Source organism: Streptomyces sp. NBC_00557, assembly GCF_036345995.1.
Taxonomy (GTDB): domain Bacteria; phylum Actinomycetota; class Actinomycetes; order Streptomycetales; family Streptomycetaceae; genus Streptomyces.
This window is the reverse complement of the sequence record NZ_CP107796.1, coordinates 5,003,493-5,019,156: the sequence shown is the minus strand read 5'-3', so window position 1 is coordinate 5,019,156 and position 15,664 is coordinate 5,003,493. Positions and strand designations below refer to the sequence as shown.

12 protein-coding genes, 1 other RNA gene and 1 pseudogene are annotated in these 15,664 nt (G+C 72.6%); 2 read left to right on the top strand and 12 right to left on the bottom strand.

All coding sequences use genetic code 11. The features are described from left to right. Positions 1–265 precede the first annotated feature (265 nt). From OG956_RS21825 to OG956_RS21800, 6 genes and pseudogenes are all read right to left on the bottom strand, one after another. Complete coding sequence (locus OG956_RS21825) at positions 266–2,650, bottom strand: HelD family protein (RefSeq protein WP_330339670.1); 2,385 nt, start codon at positions 2,648–2,650, stop codon at positions 266–268. 60 nt (positions 2,651–2,710) lie between these two features. Next, positions 2,711–3,481, bottom strand: a complete 771-nt coding sequence (locus OG956_RS21820) for an anti-sigma factor family protein (protein ID WP_330339669.1) — start codon at positions 3,479–3,481, stop codon at positions 2,711–2,713. Between the two features lie 62 nt (positions 3,482–3,543). Then, entirely contained in the window at positions 3,544–4,128 is a 585-nt protein-coding gene (locus tag OG956_RS21815; protein WP_079071569.1) for a sigma-70 family RNA polymerase sigma factor, read from the bottom strand. A gap of 217 nt (positions 4,129–4,345) precedes the next feature. Then, a complete protein-coding gene (locus OG956_RS21810; protein WP_330339668.1) occupies positions 4,346–4,939 on the bottom strand; it encodes a CGNR zinc finger domain-containing protein in 594 nt (197 codons plus the stop codon). 203 nt (positions 4,940–5,142) lie between these two features. Next, positions 5,143–5,343: a DUF397 domain-containing protein gene (locus tag OG956_RS21805; protein ID WP_330339667.1), complete on the bottom strand. Its 201-nt coding sequence runs from the start codon at positions 5,341–5,343 to the stop codon at positions 5,143–5,145. A 10-nt stretch (positions 5,344–5,353) separates the two neighbouring features. Then, positions 5,354–5,602: pseudogene (locus OG956_RS21800) on the bottom strand (Scr1 family TA system antitoxin-like transcriptional regulator); the annotation flags it as partial. Positions 5,603–5,619: 17 nt separating this feature from the next. Here OG956_RS21800 and OG956_RS21795 point away from each other — a divergent pair. Further along, on the top strand, positions 5,620–6,117 hold the full coding sequence (locus OG956_RS21795) for a nuclear transport factor 2 family protein (RefSeq protein ID WP_330339666.1): 498 nt from the start codon (positions 5,620–5,622) through the stop codon (positions 6,115–6,117). Between the two features lie 18 nt (positions 6,118–6,135). Here OG956_RS21795 and OG956_RS21790 read toward each other — a convergent pair whose 3' ends face one another. The 5 genes from OG956_RS21790 to OG956_RS21770 form a co-directional block, all read right to left on the bottom strand. After that, positions 6,136–7,293: a uroporphyrinogen-III synthase gene (locus OG956_RS21790; RefSeq protein WP_330339665.1), complete on the bottom strand. Its 1,158-nt coding sequence runs from the start codon at positions 7,291–7,293 to the stop codon at positions 6,136–6,138. A gap of 86 nt (positions 7,294–7,379) precedes the next feature. Continuing rightward, a complete protein-coding gene (locus OG956_RS21785; RefSeq protein WP_330339664.1) occupies positions 7,380–8,750 on the bottom strand; it encodes a nitrate/nitrite transporter in 1,371 nt (456 codons plus the stop codon). 114 nt (positions 8,751–8,864) lie between these two features. Then, positions 8,865–11,039 carry a bifunctional polysaccharide deacetylase/glycosyltransferase family 2 protein gene (locus OG956_RS21780; protein ID WP_330339663.1) on the bottom strand — a complete coding sequence of 725 codons (2,175 nt, stop codon included), beginning with the start codon at positions 11,037–11,039 and terminating at the stop codon, positions 8,865–8,867. 82 nt (positions 11,040–11,121) lie between these two features. Then, complete coding sequence (locus OG956_RS21775) at positions 11,122–12,540, bottom strand: hypothetical protein (protein WP_330339662.1); 1,419 nt, start codon at positions 12,538–12,540, stop codon at positions 11,122–11,124. Positions 12,541–12,780: 240 nt separating this feature from the next. After that, entirely contained in the window at positions 12,781–13,752 is a 972-nt protein-coding gene (locus tag OG956_RS21770) for a LysR family transcriptional regulator (protein ID WP_330339661.1), read from the bottom strand. 90 nt (positions 13,753–13,842) lie between these two features. Here OG956_RS21770 and OG956_RS21765 point away from each other — a divergent pair, with 90 nt between their 5' ends. Next, a complete protein-coding gene (locus OG956_RS21765; protein ID WP_443065687.1) occupies positions 13,843–15,066 on the top strand; it encodes an MFS transporter in 1,224 nt (407 codons plus the stop codon). A gap of 64 nt (positions 15,067–15,130) precedes the next feature. Here the strand turns inward: OG956_RS21765 and ssrA are convergent. Then, positions 15,131–15,499, bottom strand: a transfer-messenger RNA (tmRNA) gene (ssrA, locus tag OG956_RS21760). Between the last annotated feature and the right edge of the window lie 165 nt (positions 15,500–15,664).

Sequence of the window (15,664 nt, the reverse complement as noted above, 5' to 3'; positions counted from 1 at the left end):
GACGTTGTGTTCATGAGCGGTGTGCCAGTTTCGGAAAACCATTTCCACCATACGAGAAACGATCGGTCAAAAGAAAGAGGCCCACGTCACACGGACGTGGGCCTCTCTCACGCTGACGACACCGACCCGCCATGCTCGCCTCGCGGCAAGTGGTCCCTCGAAGGGACGAAGGTTGGGCCCGGGGGCTTGGATCGAGCCGGTGCCGCATCCAGGCTAACAAACGGATGCCGGTGACCATTCCTGTCCCGGGGATTCACCGGAGAGTTCAGTCCCGCAGCAGATCCGGCACCCCGGCCGCGTCCGGTTCGTCGCGGTCGCCCGAGACCACCGTGAGCTGCTGGGTCGCCCGGGTCAGCGCCACGTACAGCACGCGCAGGCCGGCCGGGGACTCGTCGGCGATCTCCGCGGGCGAGACGACCACCGTCGCGTCGTACTCCAGGCCCTTGGCCTCCAGGCTGCCGAGCGCCACCACCCGGTCGCCGAGACCGGCCAGCCAGCGCCGGGCCTCCTCGCGCCGGTTCATCGCGACGACCACGCCGACCGTGCCGTCCACCAGGTCCAGCAGCCGCTCGGCCTCGGCCCGCACCGTGGCCCCCAGGGACTCCCCCACCACCGAAAAACGCGGCTCGACGCCCGTGGAGCGGACCGCGCTCGGCGCCTCGGCGCCCGGCATGGCGAGCGCGAGCACCCTGGCGGCCAGTTCGGCGATCTCCGCCGGGTTGCGGTAGTTCACGGTGAGCTGGAAGCGGCGCCGGGGCCGGGTTCCCAGGGCCTCGTCGCGGGCCTCGGCCGCCTCGTCCGGGTCGGACCAGGAGGACTGGGCGGGGTCGCCGACGACCGTCCAGGTGGCGTGCCGGCCGCGGCGGCCGACCATGCGCCACTGCATCGGGGTGAGGTCCTGCGCCTCGTCCACGATGACGTGGGCGTACTCGGTGCGCTCCTGCGCGAGCCGCTCGGCCCGCTCCCGCTGCGACTCCTCGCGCACCGGCATCAGCTCCTCCAGGCCGGTGAGCTGGTCCAGCGGATCGATCTCGCGCTTCTTGCGCGGCCGGGCCGGGACGCCGAGGATCGCCTGCAGTTCGTCGAGCAGGGCGATGTCGTGGACCGAGTAGCCGTCCCGGGCCAGGGAGCGGGCGACCTTGCGGATCTCGCCGGGGTTGAGGATCCGGCGGGCCCAGCGGCCGAGCCGCTTCTCGTCGGCCATGGCGGCGAGCACGGCCTTCGGGGTCAGCTCGGGCCACCAGGCGTCGAGGAAGGCGGCGAAGGAGTCCTCGGAGCTGACGTCCTCGTCGAAGGAGGAGCGCAGTTCGGCGGCCAGCTCCGGGTCGGTGTGCCGGTCGGCCGCCCCCGACCTGGCCCACAGGGCGTCCAGCAGCAGCCTGCGGGCGCGCGGGCGGAGCAGGTTGACGGGCGCGGTGCCGCCGAGGGCGGTGCGGCGGATACGTTCCAGCTCCTCGGCCCCGAGCTCCAGACGGCGCCCGAAGGCGACGACGCGCAGGCGGGAGGGCGGCCCGGCGGGGGCCTGCGGCTCGGTGTCCGGCGCGTCGTCCACGGCGTCCAGGGCGAGCCGCCCCGCCCCGGCGGCGCCGCCCGGCCCCAGCTCCAGCGCGCCCCGGGCCGCCTTCCGCAGCACCTTCAGCATCCGGTACGAGCCCTTGGCGCGGGCCACGGCCGGGGAGTCGTACAGGGTCGCCTCCGCGCCGTCGACGAGCGAGCCTATGGCGCGGATCGCTACCTGGCCCTCCTCGCCGAGCGAGGGCAGCACGCCCTCGGTGTAGGCGACGAGCAGCGGGGTCGGGGAGACGATGAGGATGCCGCCCGCGTAGCGGCGTCTGTCCTGGTAGAGCAGGTAGGCGGCGCGGTGCAGGGCGACGGCGGTCTTGCCGGTGCCGGGCCCGCCCTCGACGTGGGTGACGGAGGCCGCGGGGGCGCGGATCACCAGGTCCTGCTCGGCCTGGATGGAGGAGACGATGTCCCGCATGGTGTGGGTGCGGGCCTGGCCGAGGGCCGCCATGAGGGCGCCGTCGCCGATGACGGGCAGCTCGCGGCCGTCCAGGTAGGCGGTCAGCTCGGGCCGCATCAGGTCGTCCTCGACGCCGAGCACGCGGCGCCCCTTGGACCGGATGACCCGGCGCCGTACGACCCGCCCGGGCTCCACCGGGGTGGCCCGGTAGAAGGGCGCGGCGGCGGGCGCCCGCCAGTCGATGACCAGCGGGGCGTAGTCCTCGTCGAGGACGCCGATGCGCCCGATGTGCAGGGTCTCGGCGATGTCGGCGGTGTGGTCGGGGCGTACGGCGCCCTCCGCGGGCTCCACCGCCGTATAGGCCCCGTCGGGCCCCTTCTTGCCGTCCTTGCCGGGGAGCAGGTCGATCCGGCCGAAGAGGAAGTCCTCGAACTCGTTGTTGAGCCGGTTCAGGTGGATGCCGGCGCGGAAGACCTGCGCGTCCCGTTCGGCCAGCGCGCCCGGGGTGCCCACCTGGCCGCGCTTGGCCGCGTCGTGCATCAGGAACTCGGCCTCGTGGATCTTCTCCTCCAGCCGCCGGTACACCCGGTCCAGGTGTTCCTGTTCGACGCCGATCTCCCGGTCACGGACGGAATCCTGTGCGCCGTGTACCGAGCCGACCGCGGACTGCTGAACCTGAGCGGCCACCTGGCCCCCTTCTGACGTGCTGGGCAGCCGTCAACCGTACGCGAAGGGGGCCGGTGGAAGCTACGCGTCGACTTGTACCAGCTTCTTCCCCTGGAAGGTCACGACCTCGAAGTGATCGATCTCGTTGGGCTTGAAGGCCGCCGCGCCACCGATGTAGAGCGGTTTCCTGGACTCGGGCGTCTTGCCGTCCGGGATGCCGTAGCCCCAGTTCGGCACGGACCAGGAGGACATCGTCACGCGCTGTCCGTTCTTCGCCACGAGCACCAGGGAGCACTTGATCGGCCCCTTGGCGTTCTTCAGCTCCAGGACCGCCTGGGTGCCCCAGTCCTTCTGCGCCATGGCGACGGTAGCGCTGATCTGGGACGACGGGTCCGTGGCGGACTTCTTGTCGGGCATCGAGGCGAACGCCGTCTGCGCCGAGGACGCGGTGACCTGGCCCCCGCTCCCGCCGGAGCCGCCGTTCACCGCCACCGCGGCCAGCGGGCCGGCGATGATCAGTGCGGCCGCCGCCGCGATCATGTAGAAGCTGCGCCGGCGCTTCTGGGCGCGCTTCTCCGCGACCTCGTCGACCAGCTTCTCCACCAGGCGGGGCGTGGGCTTGGCGGACAGCGACTCGCCGATCGCGGGCGTGCTGCCGGAACCGGGCAGGTCCGCGAGGGCGGCCAGCATCGGCTCCATCCCGGCCAGCTCGTCCAGCTGCTGGGCGCACCACTCGCAGCCGGCGAGGTGGGCCTCGAAAGCGGTTGCCTCGGCGTCGTCGAGGATGCCGAGGGCGTAGGCGCCCACGGTCTCGTGCTCGCTCGGCACCGGAGATCCCGGACTGGGGTTCATGGGGCCAGGCATACCCGGACCTTGCGCCCCGAATCCCTGCATTCCCCCGTAACCACTGCTCATCACGCCGTCACCCCCCGCTCCTCCAGTGCCAGCTTCATCGAACGCAGGGCGTAGAACACCCGAGACCGCACCGTGCCGCTGGGTATGCCCAGCGTCTCGGCCGCCTCATTGACCGTACGCCCCTTGAAGTACGTCTCGACGAGCACCTCTCGGTGGGCCGGGGTCAGGTCGTCGAGCGCGTCCGACAGCGTCATCAGCCACAGCGCCTTGTCGATCTCGTCCTCCGCGGGGATGACCTCCAGCGGCGACGGATCGACCTCCTGCGGCCGGGCCTGCCGGCTGCGGTGGCCGTCGATGACGATGCGGCGCGCGACCGTCACCAGCCAGGGGCGTACCGAACCGGTCGCCCGATTGAGCTGACCGGCGTTCTTCCAGGCACGGATGAGCGTTTCCTGTACGACGTCCTCGGCGCGCTGCCGATCTCCGGCGACCAGGCGCAGGACATACGCGAGCAGGGGTCCGGCGTGCTCTCGATACAGCGCACGCATCAGCTCCTCGTCAGGTTCCGAGGGCTGTGAGGACATGCGATGTCGGGCCCTCGTTCCACGTTCATTGGCCACGGCCGCATCCTTGCGCACGCCCACCTCCGGTGTCCGGGGGTTCCCCCAGTCGGTCGCTCGCCCACCCGTACGGAAGGAAGCGGCGCGGTGTTCAAACGGAGGTGACAGTTTTCTCTGAGCTGACGTGACGACAGGGACATGCGCGCACATTCCCACCCCGCGATCTTCACAATCCAGACACGGAAGGGGAGTTGGCCGCAGCTTCCCGTGTACGGCCCACTCAAACTCGGTGTTACGGAAATCACGCCCGCGCGAGCGCGGCCCGCCGCCGGTGCCGGGCCACCCGCTCCCGGTTGCCGCACACCTCGCTGGAGCACCACCGCCGGCGCCGCCCGCGTGACGTGTCGAGGTACACGAGCGGGCAGTTGTCCCCTTCGCACTCCCGTACGGCGGCCCGCGCGACGGGGTCGGTGAGCAGGTCGACGGCGTCCCGCGCGAGGAGCGCGAGCAGCCCGGCACAGGCCGGCGGCCCGGCCAGCTCCCTGCTGAGACCGCGGTCCGGATCGCGTACGGCGCGCGGGGCGGGGGTCTCGCCCCGCGCGACCTCGTTGACCCGCCGCAGCGCGCGCTCGTACGACGGCGTGTCCGGCGCGTGCGGGTTGCGGACCAACTGCCCGATGTGGGCGCGCAGTTCCCGGAACCCCACGAGCCAGGACGCATCGGCGTGCCCGAGCCCCGTACCCTCCGGCACGAGCCCCGCCCCGGCGATCCACGCGCGCAACGCCTCCACGCCGTCCAGCCGTTCGGCCGGATGCGCGGTCGCGAGGAGATCCAGACAGATCCGCCCGGCGTCGAACCGCGGCTCGTACGGGGGCGTGGCCGTACCCAGTGCCATGTGCCTGTCACCGCCTAGGCAGGGAGCGGGGGCTGTTCTCCGAGGGGTTCTTTCGGGGGCTCCGGCGTTCTTCGGGGCTCCGAGCCATTCATCGGGGCTCCACGGGGCCCTCCTCTTCACAGTGCCTGCCCGGAGCCCAGGCCGGAACCCTCGAGTACGTAATCACTCTCTTCCGCGTATCCGGGTTCCTCCTGAAACCACCGTCAGCGCGATTCGGTTGCGCCGCCCCCGACCTCGGTCGCGTGCGCCAGGAAGTCCGTCCAGGTGGAAGGAGCGAGGGTGAGATGAGGAGCGGTGGGGGTCTTGGAGTCGCGGATGTGGATGGCGGTGGGGGTGGTGGCTGTCTCGACGCAGTTCGAACTGTCGCCGCTGTAGCTGGATTTCTGCCAGTGGAGTGTCTGCACGGTCGCTCTCTCAGATGTCCCGGATGAGGTCCTGGATGAAGTCGCGCGACTCCGCGGGGCCGAGCGCGCAGGACTCCATGCGGTCCAGCACGGCACGGTACTTCTTCAACTGGGCCCCGGCATCCAGGAATCCGCACCCACCGTGGCGGGTGTCCAGCTGCACGGTGTCGAGCTGCGGAACCGGTCCCTCGACGTAGTCGAAGGACTGCCCCGTTGAGGTGGGCGGCGGCCGGTGACCCAACTCCGTGCGGGGGAGGTCGAGTTATCGTTGATCCGGTGACCGACACTCCTCGCGAAGTCTTCCTGAAACTGGTGCACGGCGTCTGCGAAGAACGCTGGGCGGACGTGGTGGACCTGTACGCCGAGCAGACCGATGTCTCGCACCCCTTCCACCCGCTGGGGGCGCCGCCCATGCGCTCCCGGGACGAGTTGCGGGCGCACTTCGGCGGCGGGTCGCAGCCGTACCAGGGCCCGACCCTGCGACGCCGGCCGACGCGGATCAACGTCCACGAGACCACCGATCCGGAGGTCGTCGTGGCCGAGTTCCAGTACGAGGGCGTGGTGGTGGAGACCGGCGAGCCCTTCACCATCCCGGGGATCTTCGTGCTCCGCGTCAGGGACGGGAAGATCGTCGAGTCCCGCGACTACCTGGACCACCTGCGCTCCGCCGCGGCCCGCGGCCACCTCCCCGAGGTCCTGGACGCCGTCCGCGACCACCACGCCAAGGCCCCCGTCACCGCCCCACCGGCTCACAGCGGCGCCGAGCCGGGCTGATGGCCGGGCCGCCGCCCCCTACGCGTCCGCGTACTTCGCGTCCGTCGCCGGGTCCAGGGCCAGGCGGTAGCCGCGTTTGACCACCGTCTGGATCAGTTTCGGGGCGCCCAGGGCCGTGCGGAGGCGGGCCATCGCCGTTTCCACGGCGTGTTCGTCGCGGCCGGCGCCGGGGAGGGCGCGCAGGAGGTCCGCGCGGGGGACCACCCAGCCGGGGCGGCGGGACAGGGCCCGGAGCAGCGACATGCCCGCCGGGGGGACCGGCTTGAGGGCGCCGTCGATCAGGACCGCGTGGCCCCGGATCTCCACCCGGTGGCCGGCGACGGGCAACGGGCGGGCGCGGGACGGGAGTTCCTGGCAGAGGAGCTGGACCAGGGGGCCCAGGCGGAAGCGTTCGGGCTGGACCGTGTCCACGCCGTGTGCCTGCAGCGGGACCGCCGTGACCGGGCCGACGCAGGCCGGGAGGACGTCGTGGGACAGGGCGGACAGGAGTTCCGGGAGCAGGCCCCTGGTCCCGGCCCGGGAGAGGAGGGATGCCGCGGCCGGGGCGCTGGTGAAGGTGAGGGCATCCAGGGAGCGGGAGACCGTCGCGTCCAGCAGGCGGTCCAGGGGGGTGATGTCCTCGGGGGGCATCCAGCGGTACACCGGGACGGGGACCACTTCCGCTCCCCCGGCCCGGAGCGATTCGACGAAGCCCGGCAGCGGCTCGCCGTGCAGCTGTACGGCGATACGGCGGCCGTCCACGCCCTGCGCCAGCAGGTGGTCCAGCACCTCCGCCAGGGACTCCGACGACGGCGACCACTCCTCCGTCAGGCCGGCCGCGCGGATCGCGCCCTTCACCTTCGGGCCCCGGGCCAGCAGCTCGACCCCGCGCAGCCGGCCGAGCAGCGGCTCGCCCAGGCCCCAGCCCTCGGCGGCCTCGACCCAGCCCCGGAAGCCGATCGCCGTGGTGGCCACCACCACGTCCGGCGCCTGGTCGATGATCTCCTTGGTGGCGGCGAGGAGTTCGCCGTCGTCGGCGAGCGGCACGATGCGCAGAGCGGGTGCGTGCAGGACGGCGGCACCGCGCCGCTGGAGCAGGGCGCCCAGCTCGTCGGCACGGCGGGCGGCGGTGACGCCCACCGTGAACCCCGCGAGCGGACCGTGCTCGGCTCCGGGTTGCTGCTCTTCGTCGTACATGGGATCTCCTAGCTGACCGGCACGCGAATCGAGCCTGTCAACGGCGCGTGACAGGCTCGGTTCGGCTTCATTGCACCGGTGTTACGTCACACTTCGGCGTAGCTGAGCTGCGACTTCGTCTCCGAAGCCGCCACGGGCTCCGCCTGGCCGACGGGCCGGCGAAGGTATACGGACCACGTCACCGTGAAGCAGAGGGCGTAGTAGGCGAGGAAGGCGACGAACGCGCCGGTGCCGGTGCCGTAGGACAGGAAGGACTGGCGGAAGGCGAGGTTGATGGCGACGCCGCCGAGCGCGCCGACCGCGCCGATCAGGCCCATCGAGGCGCCGGACAGCCGGCGGCCGTGGAGCACCGCGGCCTCCCCCCGCAGGCCCTTGGCCAGGGCCTTCGTGTGGAAGATGCCCGGGATCATCTTGAACGTGGAGCCGTTGCCGATGCCGGTGAGCGCGAACAGCACGACGAAGGCGACGACGAACAGCGGCAGCGACTTCTGCAGGCTGGCCGCGACCAGGACGGCGGTGGCGGCGCCCATCGCGACGTAGTTCCACAGGGTGATGCGGGCGCCGCCGAAGCGGTCCGCGAGCCGGCCGCCGATGGGCCGGACCAGCGAGCCGAGCAGCGGTCCCATGAAGGTGAGGTAGGTCGCCTGCAGCGGGGTCCGGCCGAACTGGTTCGTCAGCACCTGGCCGAAGGCGAAGCTGTAGCCGATGAAGGAGCCGAAGGTGCCGATGTACAGGAACGACATGATCCAGGTGTGGGCGTCCCTGGCGGCGTCCCTGGCCGCGCCGGTGTCGTTCTTCACCGTCGCCAGGTTGTCCATGAAGACGGCGGCGAGCAGGGCGGCCACGACGATCAGCGGGATGTAGATGCCCAGCAGGACCCGCGGTCCGGCGTTCGCGCCGATGACCGCGAGGGCCACCAGCTGGATGGCCGCCACGCCGATGTTGCCGCCGCCCGCGTTCAGGCCGAGCGCCCAGCCCTTCTTCCTCAGCGGGAAGAAGGCGTTGATGTTGGTCATGGAGGAGGCGAAGTTGCCGCCGCCGATGCCCGCCAGCAGGCCCACGAGGAGGAACGTGGTGAAGGACGTGCCGGGCTCCATGACCGCGAAGGCCGCGATCGTCGGGATCAGCAGCAGGCTCGCCGAGATGATCGTCCAGTTACGGCCGCCGAAGACGGCCACGGCGAAGGTGTACGGGACCCGTACGACCGCGCCGACGAGGGTGACCATCGAGGTCAGCAGGAACTTGTCGGCGGGGGTGAGGCCGTACTCCGGGCCCATGAACAGGACGAGGACCGACCACAGGGTCCACACCGAGAAGCCGATGTGCTCGGACAGGACGGAGAACCACAGGTTCCGGTTGGCGATCCGCTCCCCGGTCGCCTTCCAGAACCCCTCGTCCTCCGGGTCCCAGCGCTCGATCCAGCGGCCACTGCGACGGGTTGGGGCTGGGGCTGTCATCACGCCTCCACGGGGCTCCGGCTGCTCGGTCTGCCACACCAGTGACTGAGCCCGAAGGTAGGGAGGGCGCGTTTCCGGCCTGTGGCTGTGGGTGACCGGAAGGGAACGTTGCTCTCACCCCGTCCGCAGGGGGGATGAGAGGTTCCGCTCCGCCGGGGGCGCGGCCACGCCGCCCATGCGGCGCAGCTTCTGCCAGCGCAGCCGGCCGCCGGTGAGCGCGGTGATCCAGGACTGCAGCAGCACGACGTACATCAGCTGCCGGTACAGGATCTGCTGCAGGGGCAGCGACAGCAGCGGGGTGAGCCGCTCGCGGTCCAGGGCGAAGGCGTACGCCGCGCAAACCGCCTGCACCGCGAGGACGCCGCACCAGGCGCCGATCGTCTTCACGGTCGGCCCGAAGACCAGGCCGTAGACGAGGAAGAGGTCGATCAGCGGGGCCAGCAGCGGGGCCAGCACCATGAACAGCGACACCAGCGGCAGGCCCACGCGGCCGAAGCGGCCGGAGGGTCCCCGCTCGAACAGGGCACGGCGGTGCTTCCAGATCGCCTGCATGGTGCCGTACGACCAGCGGTAGCGCTGGGACCACAGCTGCTGGACCGACTCGGGCGCCTCGGTCCAGGCGCGGGCGCGCTCGGCGTAGACGACCCGCCAGCCGTCGCGGTGCAGCGCCATCGTGATGTCGGTGTCCTCGGCGAGCGTGTCGTCGCTCATCCCGCCGACGCGGTGCAGGGCCGCGCGGCGGAACGCGCCGACCGCGCCCGGGATCGTCGGCATGCAGCGCAGGATGTCGTACATCCGGCGGTCGAGGTTGAAGCCCATCACGTACTCGATGTGCTGCCAGGCGCCGATGAGCCGGTGCTTGTTGCCGACCTTGGCGTTGCCGGCGACCGCGCCGACGCGCGGGTCGGCGAAGGGCTGCACGAGTTCGCGGACGGTGGAGGGCTCGAAGACCGTGTCGCCGTCCATCATCACGATCAGGTCGTACCGGGCTTCGGCGACACCGCGGTTGAGAGCGGCCGGCTTGCCCGCGTTGGCCTGCCGGATCACCCGGACGTTCGGCAGGTCCAGGGCCGCCACGATGCCGGCGGTGCCGTCCGTGGAGCCGTCGTCGACGACGAGCACCTCGATCGGATGCTCGCTGCGCATCAGCGAACGGACCGTGTTCTCGATGCACTTGGCCTCGTTGTACGCCGGGACCAGCACGGACACCGGCTCGGTGACCGACTCCTCGCCCCAGCGGAAGTCCGGGCGCCGGGTGCGGCGCGCGTGGACGCCGGCCAGCAGCAGCATCAGGGCGAAGCGGGCGAGGACGAGGACGCCGGTGACCGCGAGACCGGCGACGAGGGCGCCGGTGACGTCGTCCGCCGCCCGCACCAGGAAGATCCAGACCTTGCCCTTCCACCGGTCGAGGCCGGAGACCGGGGTGTCGGCGCTCGGCGCCTTCAGGGCCTCGGTGACGGTCTGGAACGCGTACCCCTGCTGCTGGAGCCGGGACAGGTACCGGTCGAGCGCCTGGACCGTCTGGTGGCGGTCGCCGCCGGAGTCGTGCATGAGGACGACCGCGCCCTTGCCGCCGTGGGGCGTGGCGTTGCGGATGATCCGGGCCACGCCGGGCCTGCGCCAGTCCTCGCTGTCGATGTCGTCCACGACGGTGAGGTAGCCGCGGCTGCCGACGTACTCGGTCACCGGCCAGGACCGGTCGTCCATGGCGTCCGCGAAGGAGGAGTACGGCGGCCGGAACAGGGAGCTGCGGATGCCGGCGGCGCCGGCGAGCGCCAGCTGGCTCTGCGACAGCTCCCAGTCGATGCGCCGCGTGGAGTGGTACGACAGGTCGGGGTGGCCGAAGGTGTGCACGCCGACCTCGTGTCCCTCGGCCACCATGCGCCGGACCAGGTCCGGATGGCGCGAGGTCATGGTGCCGGTGACGAAGAAGACCGCGTGCGCGTGGTGCCTCTTCAGGACGTCGAGGACCTTCGGGGTCCAGGTGGGGTCGGGGCCGTCGTCGAAGGTGAGGACGATCCGGTGGTCCGGGATCCGCAGGCTGGTGACGGCGCCGCCCCGGGTGTCGATGACCGGGCCGCCGTCGAGGATCTTCGCCGGCACCTGGTCGTGCGCCGACTCCGGGCGGATGCGGTGGTCCGCGAGGATCTCGCTGTGCACGTAGCCGCGCAGCATGAGCATCGCCAGGGTCGCGCACAGCACCAGCACGGGGAGCAGATAGCGCAGGGGCAGCCGGGGGCGGCGTGCCGGTGACGGGGTACGGCGGCGGCCGCGGAGACGCGAAGCCATCAGAGGGTGTTTCCCTGGTCGGATTCAGAGCGGGGGATTCAGGAGCGGGAGATTCAGGAGCGGGAGGGGCGGAGGGGGAGGTTCAGAGCGGGAGCGGAACGTGCGAGTGCCTGGCCCGGCCGGGGGGTGTGCGCCTGGCGCGCGTCGGCGACGAGGCGGGGGCCGGGGAGGTGGCGCCGCCCGAGGCGGACGGGGCCGGGGACGCGCCCGGCGAAGGGGCCGTCGCGGACGGGGAGTCCCCGGGGCCGCCCGACGCGGGGGCGCTGGGGGCGCCGGCGGTGGACGCGGCGGCCTTGGAGCCACCGGGCGTCGGACTGGGCGAACCGGACCCCGGTACGCCGGTCCCACTCGCCGGCGCGGGCAGCCCCGTCCCGGTCACCGCACCGGGCCCCGACAGGCTCGGCGCGGAGGAGGCGCTGGGCCGCGGCGAGACGTGCACCTGCCCGGCCGGCTTGTCGTCCCCCTGCCCGGGCACCGGCAGCCATGGGGCGGTGGAGTTGCCGGACAGCAGGGTCGCGACGATGACGGCGGCGTACCCGGCACAGGCAACGGCGACAGCCATCCCGAGCCGCCGGAAACGCCGCCCACGGCGACCGGAGGCATCGACGAAGACGGGACCGTCGGCACCGGCGCCAGCGGAATCCGGGGCGTCCCCGGACCGCATCGCAGCCGCCTGTGCCGTCACGTCGGGGAGTTCGTGGGCGCTGGTGGTGACGGGGGCGGACGGGGCGTGGCCCGGTGCATCCGCGGGACCGGCGGATTGGGCGGCGGCACCGTGGGCCGGGGCGGCGGGGCGGTCGTCGGTCGGGGGCTGGGGCCGGGGCCGGGGTGCGGCGGTCTCCGCGGAGAGGGCCGGATTCTCCGCGTCTCCGGGCTCCGCAGCGACTTCGGCGACCTCGACGTCTCCGGACCCCGCGGCGACCTCGGAGGCCTCGACCTCTCCGGAACCCGCAGCGACCTCGGCGGGCTCGACGTCCCGGGACTCCGCAGCGATCTCGGGGCTCTCGCCGGCCACGGCGGCGTCGGCGATCTCAGCCTCGTTCACCGCGACCACGCCGGCATGCGCCGCGTCACCGCTGCCCGCGACCATGCCCGCGCCCGACGCGTCATCCCTGCCCGCGCCCTCGCCGGAGGCCGGCGCGCCCGTGGTGCCCTCGGACGGTGCGGCGGCGTGCGCGGCGTCGGCGGGCACAGTCTCTCCGGCACCGGGGACCGGCTCGGCGGCCGGAACGGGGCCGGCGCCCGGAACCAACTCGGCGGCCGGGACCGACGACTCGGCGTCCGGAACCGGCTCGGCGGCCAGGACCGACGGCTCGGCGTCCGGAACCGGCTCGGCGCCCGGGACCGACTCGGCGCCCGGAACCGGCTCCGCGGCCGGGATCGACTCGGCCCCCGGAACCGACGGCTCGGCGGCCGGGAGTGGCTCGGTGGCCGGAGTGGTCGCCTCGTGTTCGGCGGGGGCGGGCTCCGGCGCGGCTGGGGCCGGTGGCTGGGCGACCATCGCGTCCGTTGCCGGCTGGGCGGTTCTCGGACCGTCTGGTTGGGCGTCTTCTGGCCAGTTTTTCATGCGCGCGCTTCCCCCCACGGGACACTTTCCGGGTGCGCTGACGGCCCGAGCGCCGTCGACCGGAACACGCCCCCACCTGGTTCGAGCGCCCCCACCTACCAACTCTGCGCTCGCGGCATGAATGTAGCGCACGCCGTGCGCCCGTGATGTCCGGGCATCTCTTTCGGCCGCAGGTCACCCTCCCATCACGGTCTCGTCCATGGCCGGAATCCATCCTCCGGCGGGCCGCCGCAGCCACCCCTCCTCCGCCGCGAGCCCGGCCGCCGCCCGGCGCAGCGCGTCCAGCGCGGGATGGACCAGCCCCTTCCGCCACACCAGGGAGACCGGAGACAGCGGGACGGGATCGACGAGCGGGCGGCGGACCGTGCGGGGCAGGGCCGGGAAGTCGACCACGGCCAGCACCGGGTGCCGGGTCTTGGCCATGATCCGCTCGAACTCCTCGTCCCCGACGGCCAGCGGCAGCGGCGGGGCGAGCCGGACGCCGTACTCCTCGAAGAGCCGGCGCGCCAGGTCGGTCCACTCCAGCGTGCGCGGGTTCCCGGCGCCGGCGTACACCGTCTCGCCGGCCAGCGCGGCCAGCGGCACCTCGGCGAGGGCGGCCAGGGGGTGGTCGTCCGGGAGGACGACGGCCATCGGCTCGTAGCGCACCGGCTGCTGGGCGAGGCCGGACCGCAGCGCCGGGTCCAGGCCGGCGAAACGGCCGAAGGAGGCGTCCAGCCGGCCGGCCAGCAGCTCGGCGGCGGCTCCGGTCAGGCCGCTCTCGTAGCGGGCCATCAGCTCGCAGTCGGGGGCGAGTTCCCGGGCCCGGTGCAGCACGCGGCGGCCGGTGGCCAGGCCCGGCGAGTTGACGTCCACCAGCAGCGGGCGGGACTGGCCGGGGACGAAGGCGGCGAGCAGGTCGTCCTGGGCGGCCAGGACCCGGCGGGCCAGCGGGAGCAGCCGTACACCGTCGGGGGTCAGCGTCACCTGCCGGGTCGTTCGCACGAACAGCTCCGCCCCCAACTCCCGCTCCAGCCGCCGTACATCGCGGCTGAGCGCCTGCTGGGCGACGTACAGGCGGGCCGCGGCGCGGGTGAAGTGCAACTCCTCGGCGACGGCCACGAAGGCACGGAGCAGGCGGGGGTCCATGTCGGTGGGCGCGGGCATGCCCGTGAACTTACAACGAGAGTGCGTGAATCGGCGCCGGGAAGGTGTTGGACCGGGAGATCGACCGCGGGCGAGGGTGGGGCCATGTCCATGACCCCGGTCCTATCCACCACCAGCGGCTATCGCCGTCTCTTCGCTCTCCCCGGCGCCCGTGCCTTCACCGCCGGCAACCTCCTCGCCCGGCTGCCCATGGGCATGTTCAGTGTGAGCGCGGTGGTGATGATCGCCGGCTCGCGGGGCTCGTACGCCCTGGCCGGCGCGGTCACCGCGACCGGGCTCGCGGCGACCGCGCTGGCCGGGCCGTGGGTCGCGCGGCTCGTCGACCGGCACGGGCAGGCCCGGGTCGCGGTCCCGGCCACCCTCGCCTCGGTGCTCGGCAGCCTCGCGCTGCTGCTGTGCGTCCGCTACGGCGCCCCCGACTGGACCCTGTTCGCCGCCTACGCCGGCACCGCGGCGACCCCGAACATCGGCGGCCTGTCCCGGGCGCGCTGGGCCCATCTGCTGCACGACGACCCCGGCGCGCTGCACACCGCGAACTCCTTCGAACAGGCCGCCGACGAGCTGTGCTTCATGCTCGGGCCGGTGCTGGCCTCCTTCCTCACCGGCACGTTCTTCCCGGAGGCGGGCACCCTGACCGGGGCGGTCCTGCTGCTGACCGGCATGCTGCTGTTCACCGCCCAGCGGGCCACCGAGCCGCCGCCGCGGGGGCGTTCACAGGCGCGGCCGCCGCTGCGCACGCCGGGGATCCCGCCGCTGCTGGCGTGTTTCACCGCGACCGGTGCGGTGTTCGGCTCGATGGAGGTCGTCACGATCGCCTACGCCGATGCGCAGGGTCACCGTACGGCGGCAGGCGCGGTCCTCGCGTTGCAGGCGGCGGGGTCGTGCGCGGCGGGGCTGGTGTACGGGGCGCTGAAGCCGGCGGGGATACGGCTGGGGCACTGCCTGACGGGGATGGCGGCGCTGATGGCCCTGCCGTGGGCCGCCGCCGGCCTCGCCGGTTCGCTGTGGGCGCTGGCGGGGGCGCTGCTGGTGGCGGGGATGGCCACGGCGCCGACGATGGTGACCGCGATGACCCTGGTCCAGCGGCGCACCCCGGCCGACCGTCTGAACGAGGGCATGAGCCTGATGGTGACGGGACTGCTCACGGGGGTGGCGTGCGGCTCGGCGACGGGGGGCTGGGCGGCGGAGCACCTGTCCCCGACGGCCGCGTACGCGGTCCCGGCCGGCGCCGCCGCGCTGGCGCTGGGGGTGGCCGCGCTCACCCGTGTCGGCGGGGTGCCGCCGGACGTCGCGGCCGACGACGCTGCCGCATGACGAACGCCCCGCCGCTCGAAAGCGACGGGGCGTTGTGAACATGGGGCGAACCCCCGAAGGGGCTTGGTGGAGATGGCGGGAATCGAACCCGCGTCCAACGGTGCAGAACCAGGGCTTCTCCGTGTGCAGTCCGCTTCGCTTTTCTCGGCCCCGGAGATCACGCGGACAAGTCTCCGACGGGCTCAGTCACTGTTTGATTTCCCTTTTCACCCCGTGACCGGGATCAAGGTTTAGTTCCCTAGCTGATGCCAGGATCCGGGTCGGGAACAGCCCCGGGCTGACACTTCGCGAGTCGCTACTTAGGCAGCGAGGGCGAAGGAATCGCGCTTGGTGTTGGCGATTATTTTTTTCGGCCTGTGGTTTACGAGATCATGGCCGCTTCCTCGACACGCTTCCCCTGCTTCGACAGCCGCTGTCGAAACCGATCATCCCCATGTTGATTTTTCAAACCCTCCGACGAGGGTCGCATGCACCCGCTGTGGAGTGCGGTGCCATCGTAGAGCAACAACGCCCGCCGATGCCACCGTATTCCCGCCGGTCACCCGGCCGTCGTACGGCGTTCGGAGTGTGCAACGCGGCCCGGCTCCGGAACATTCCC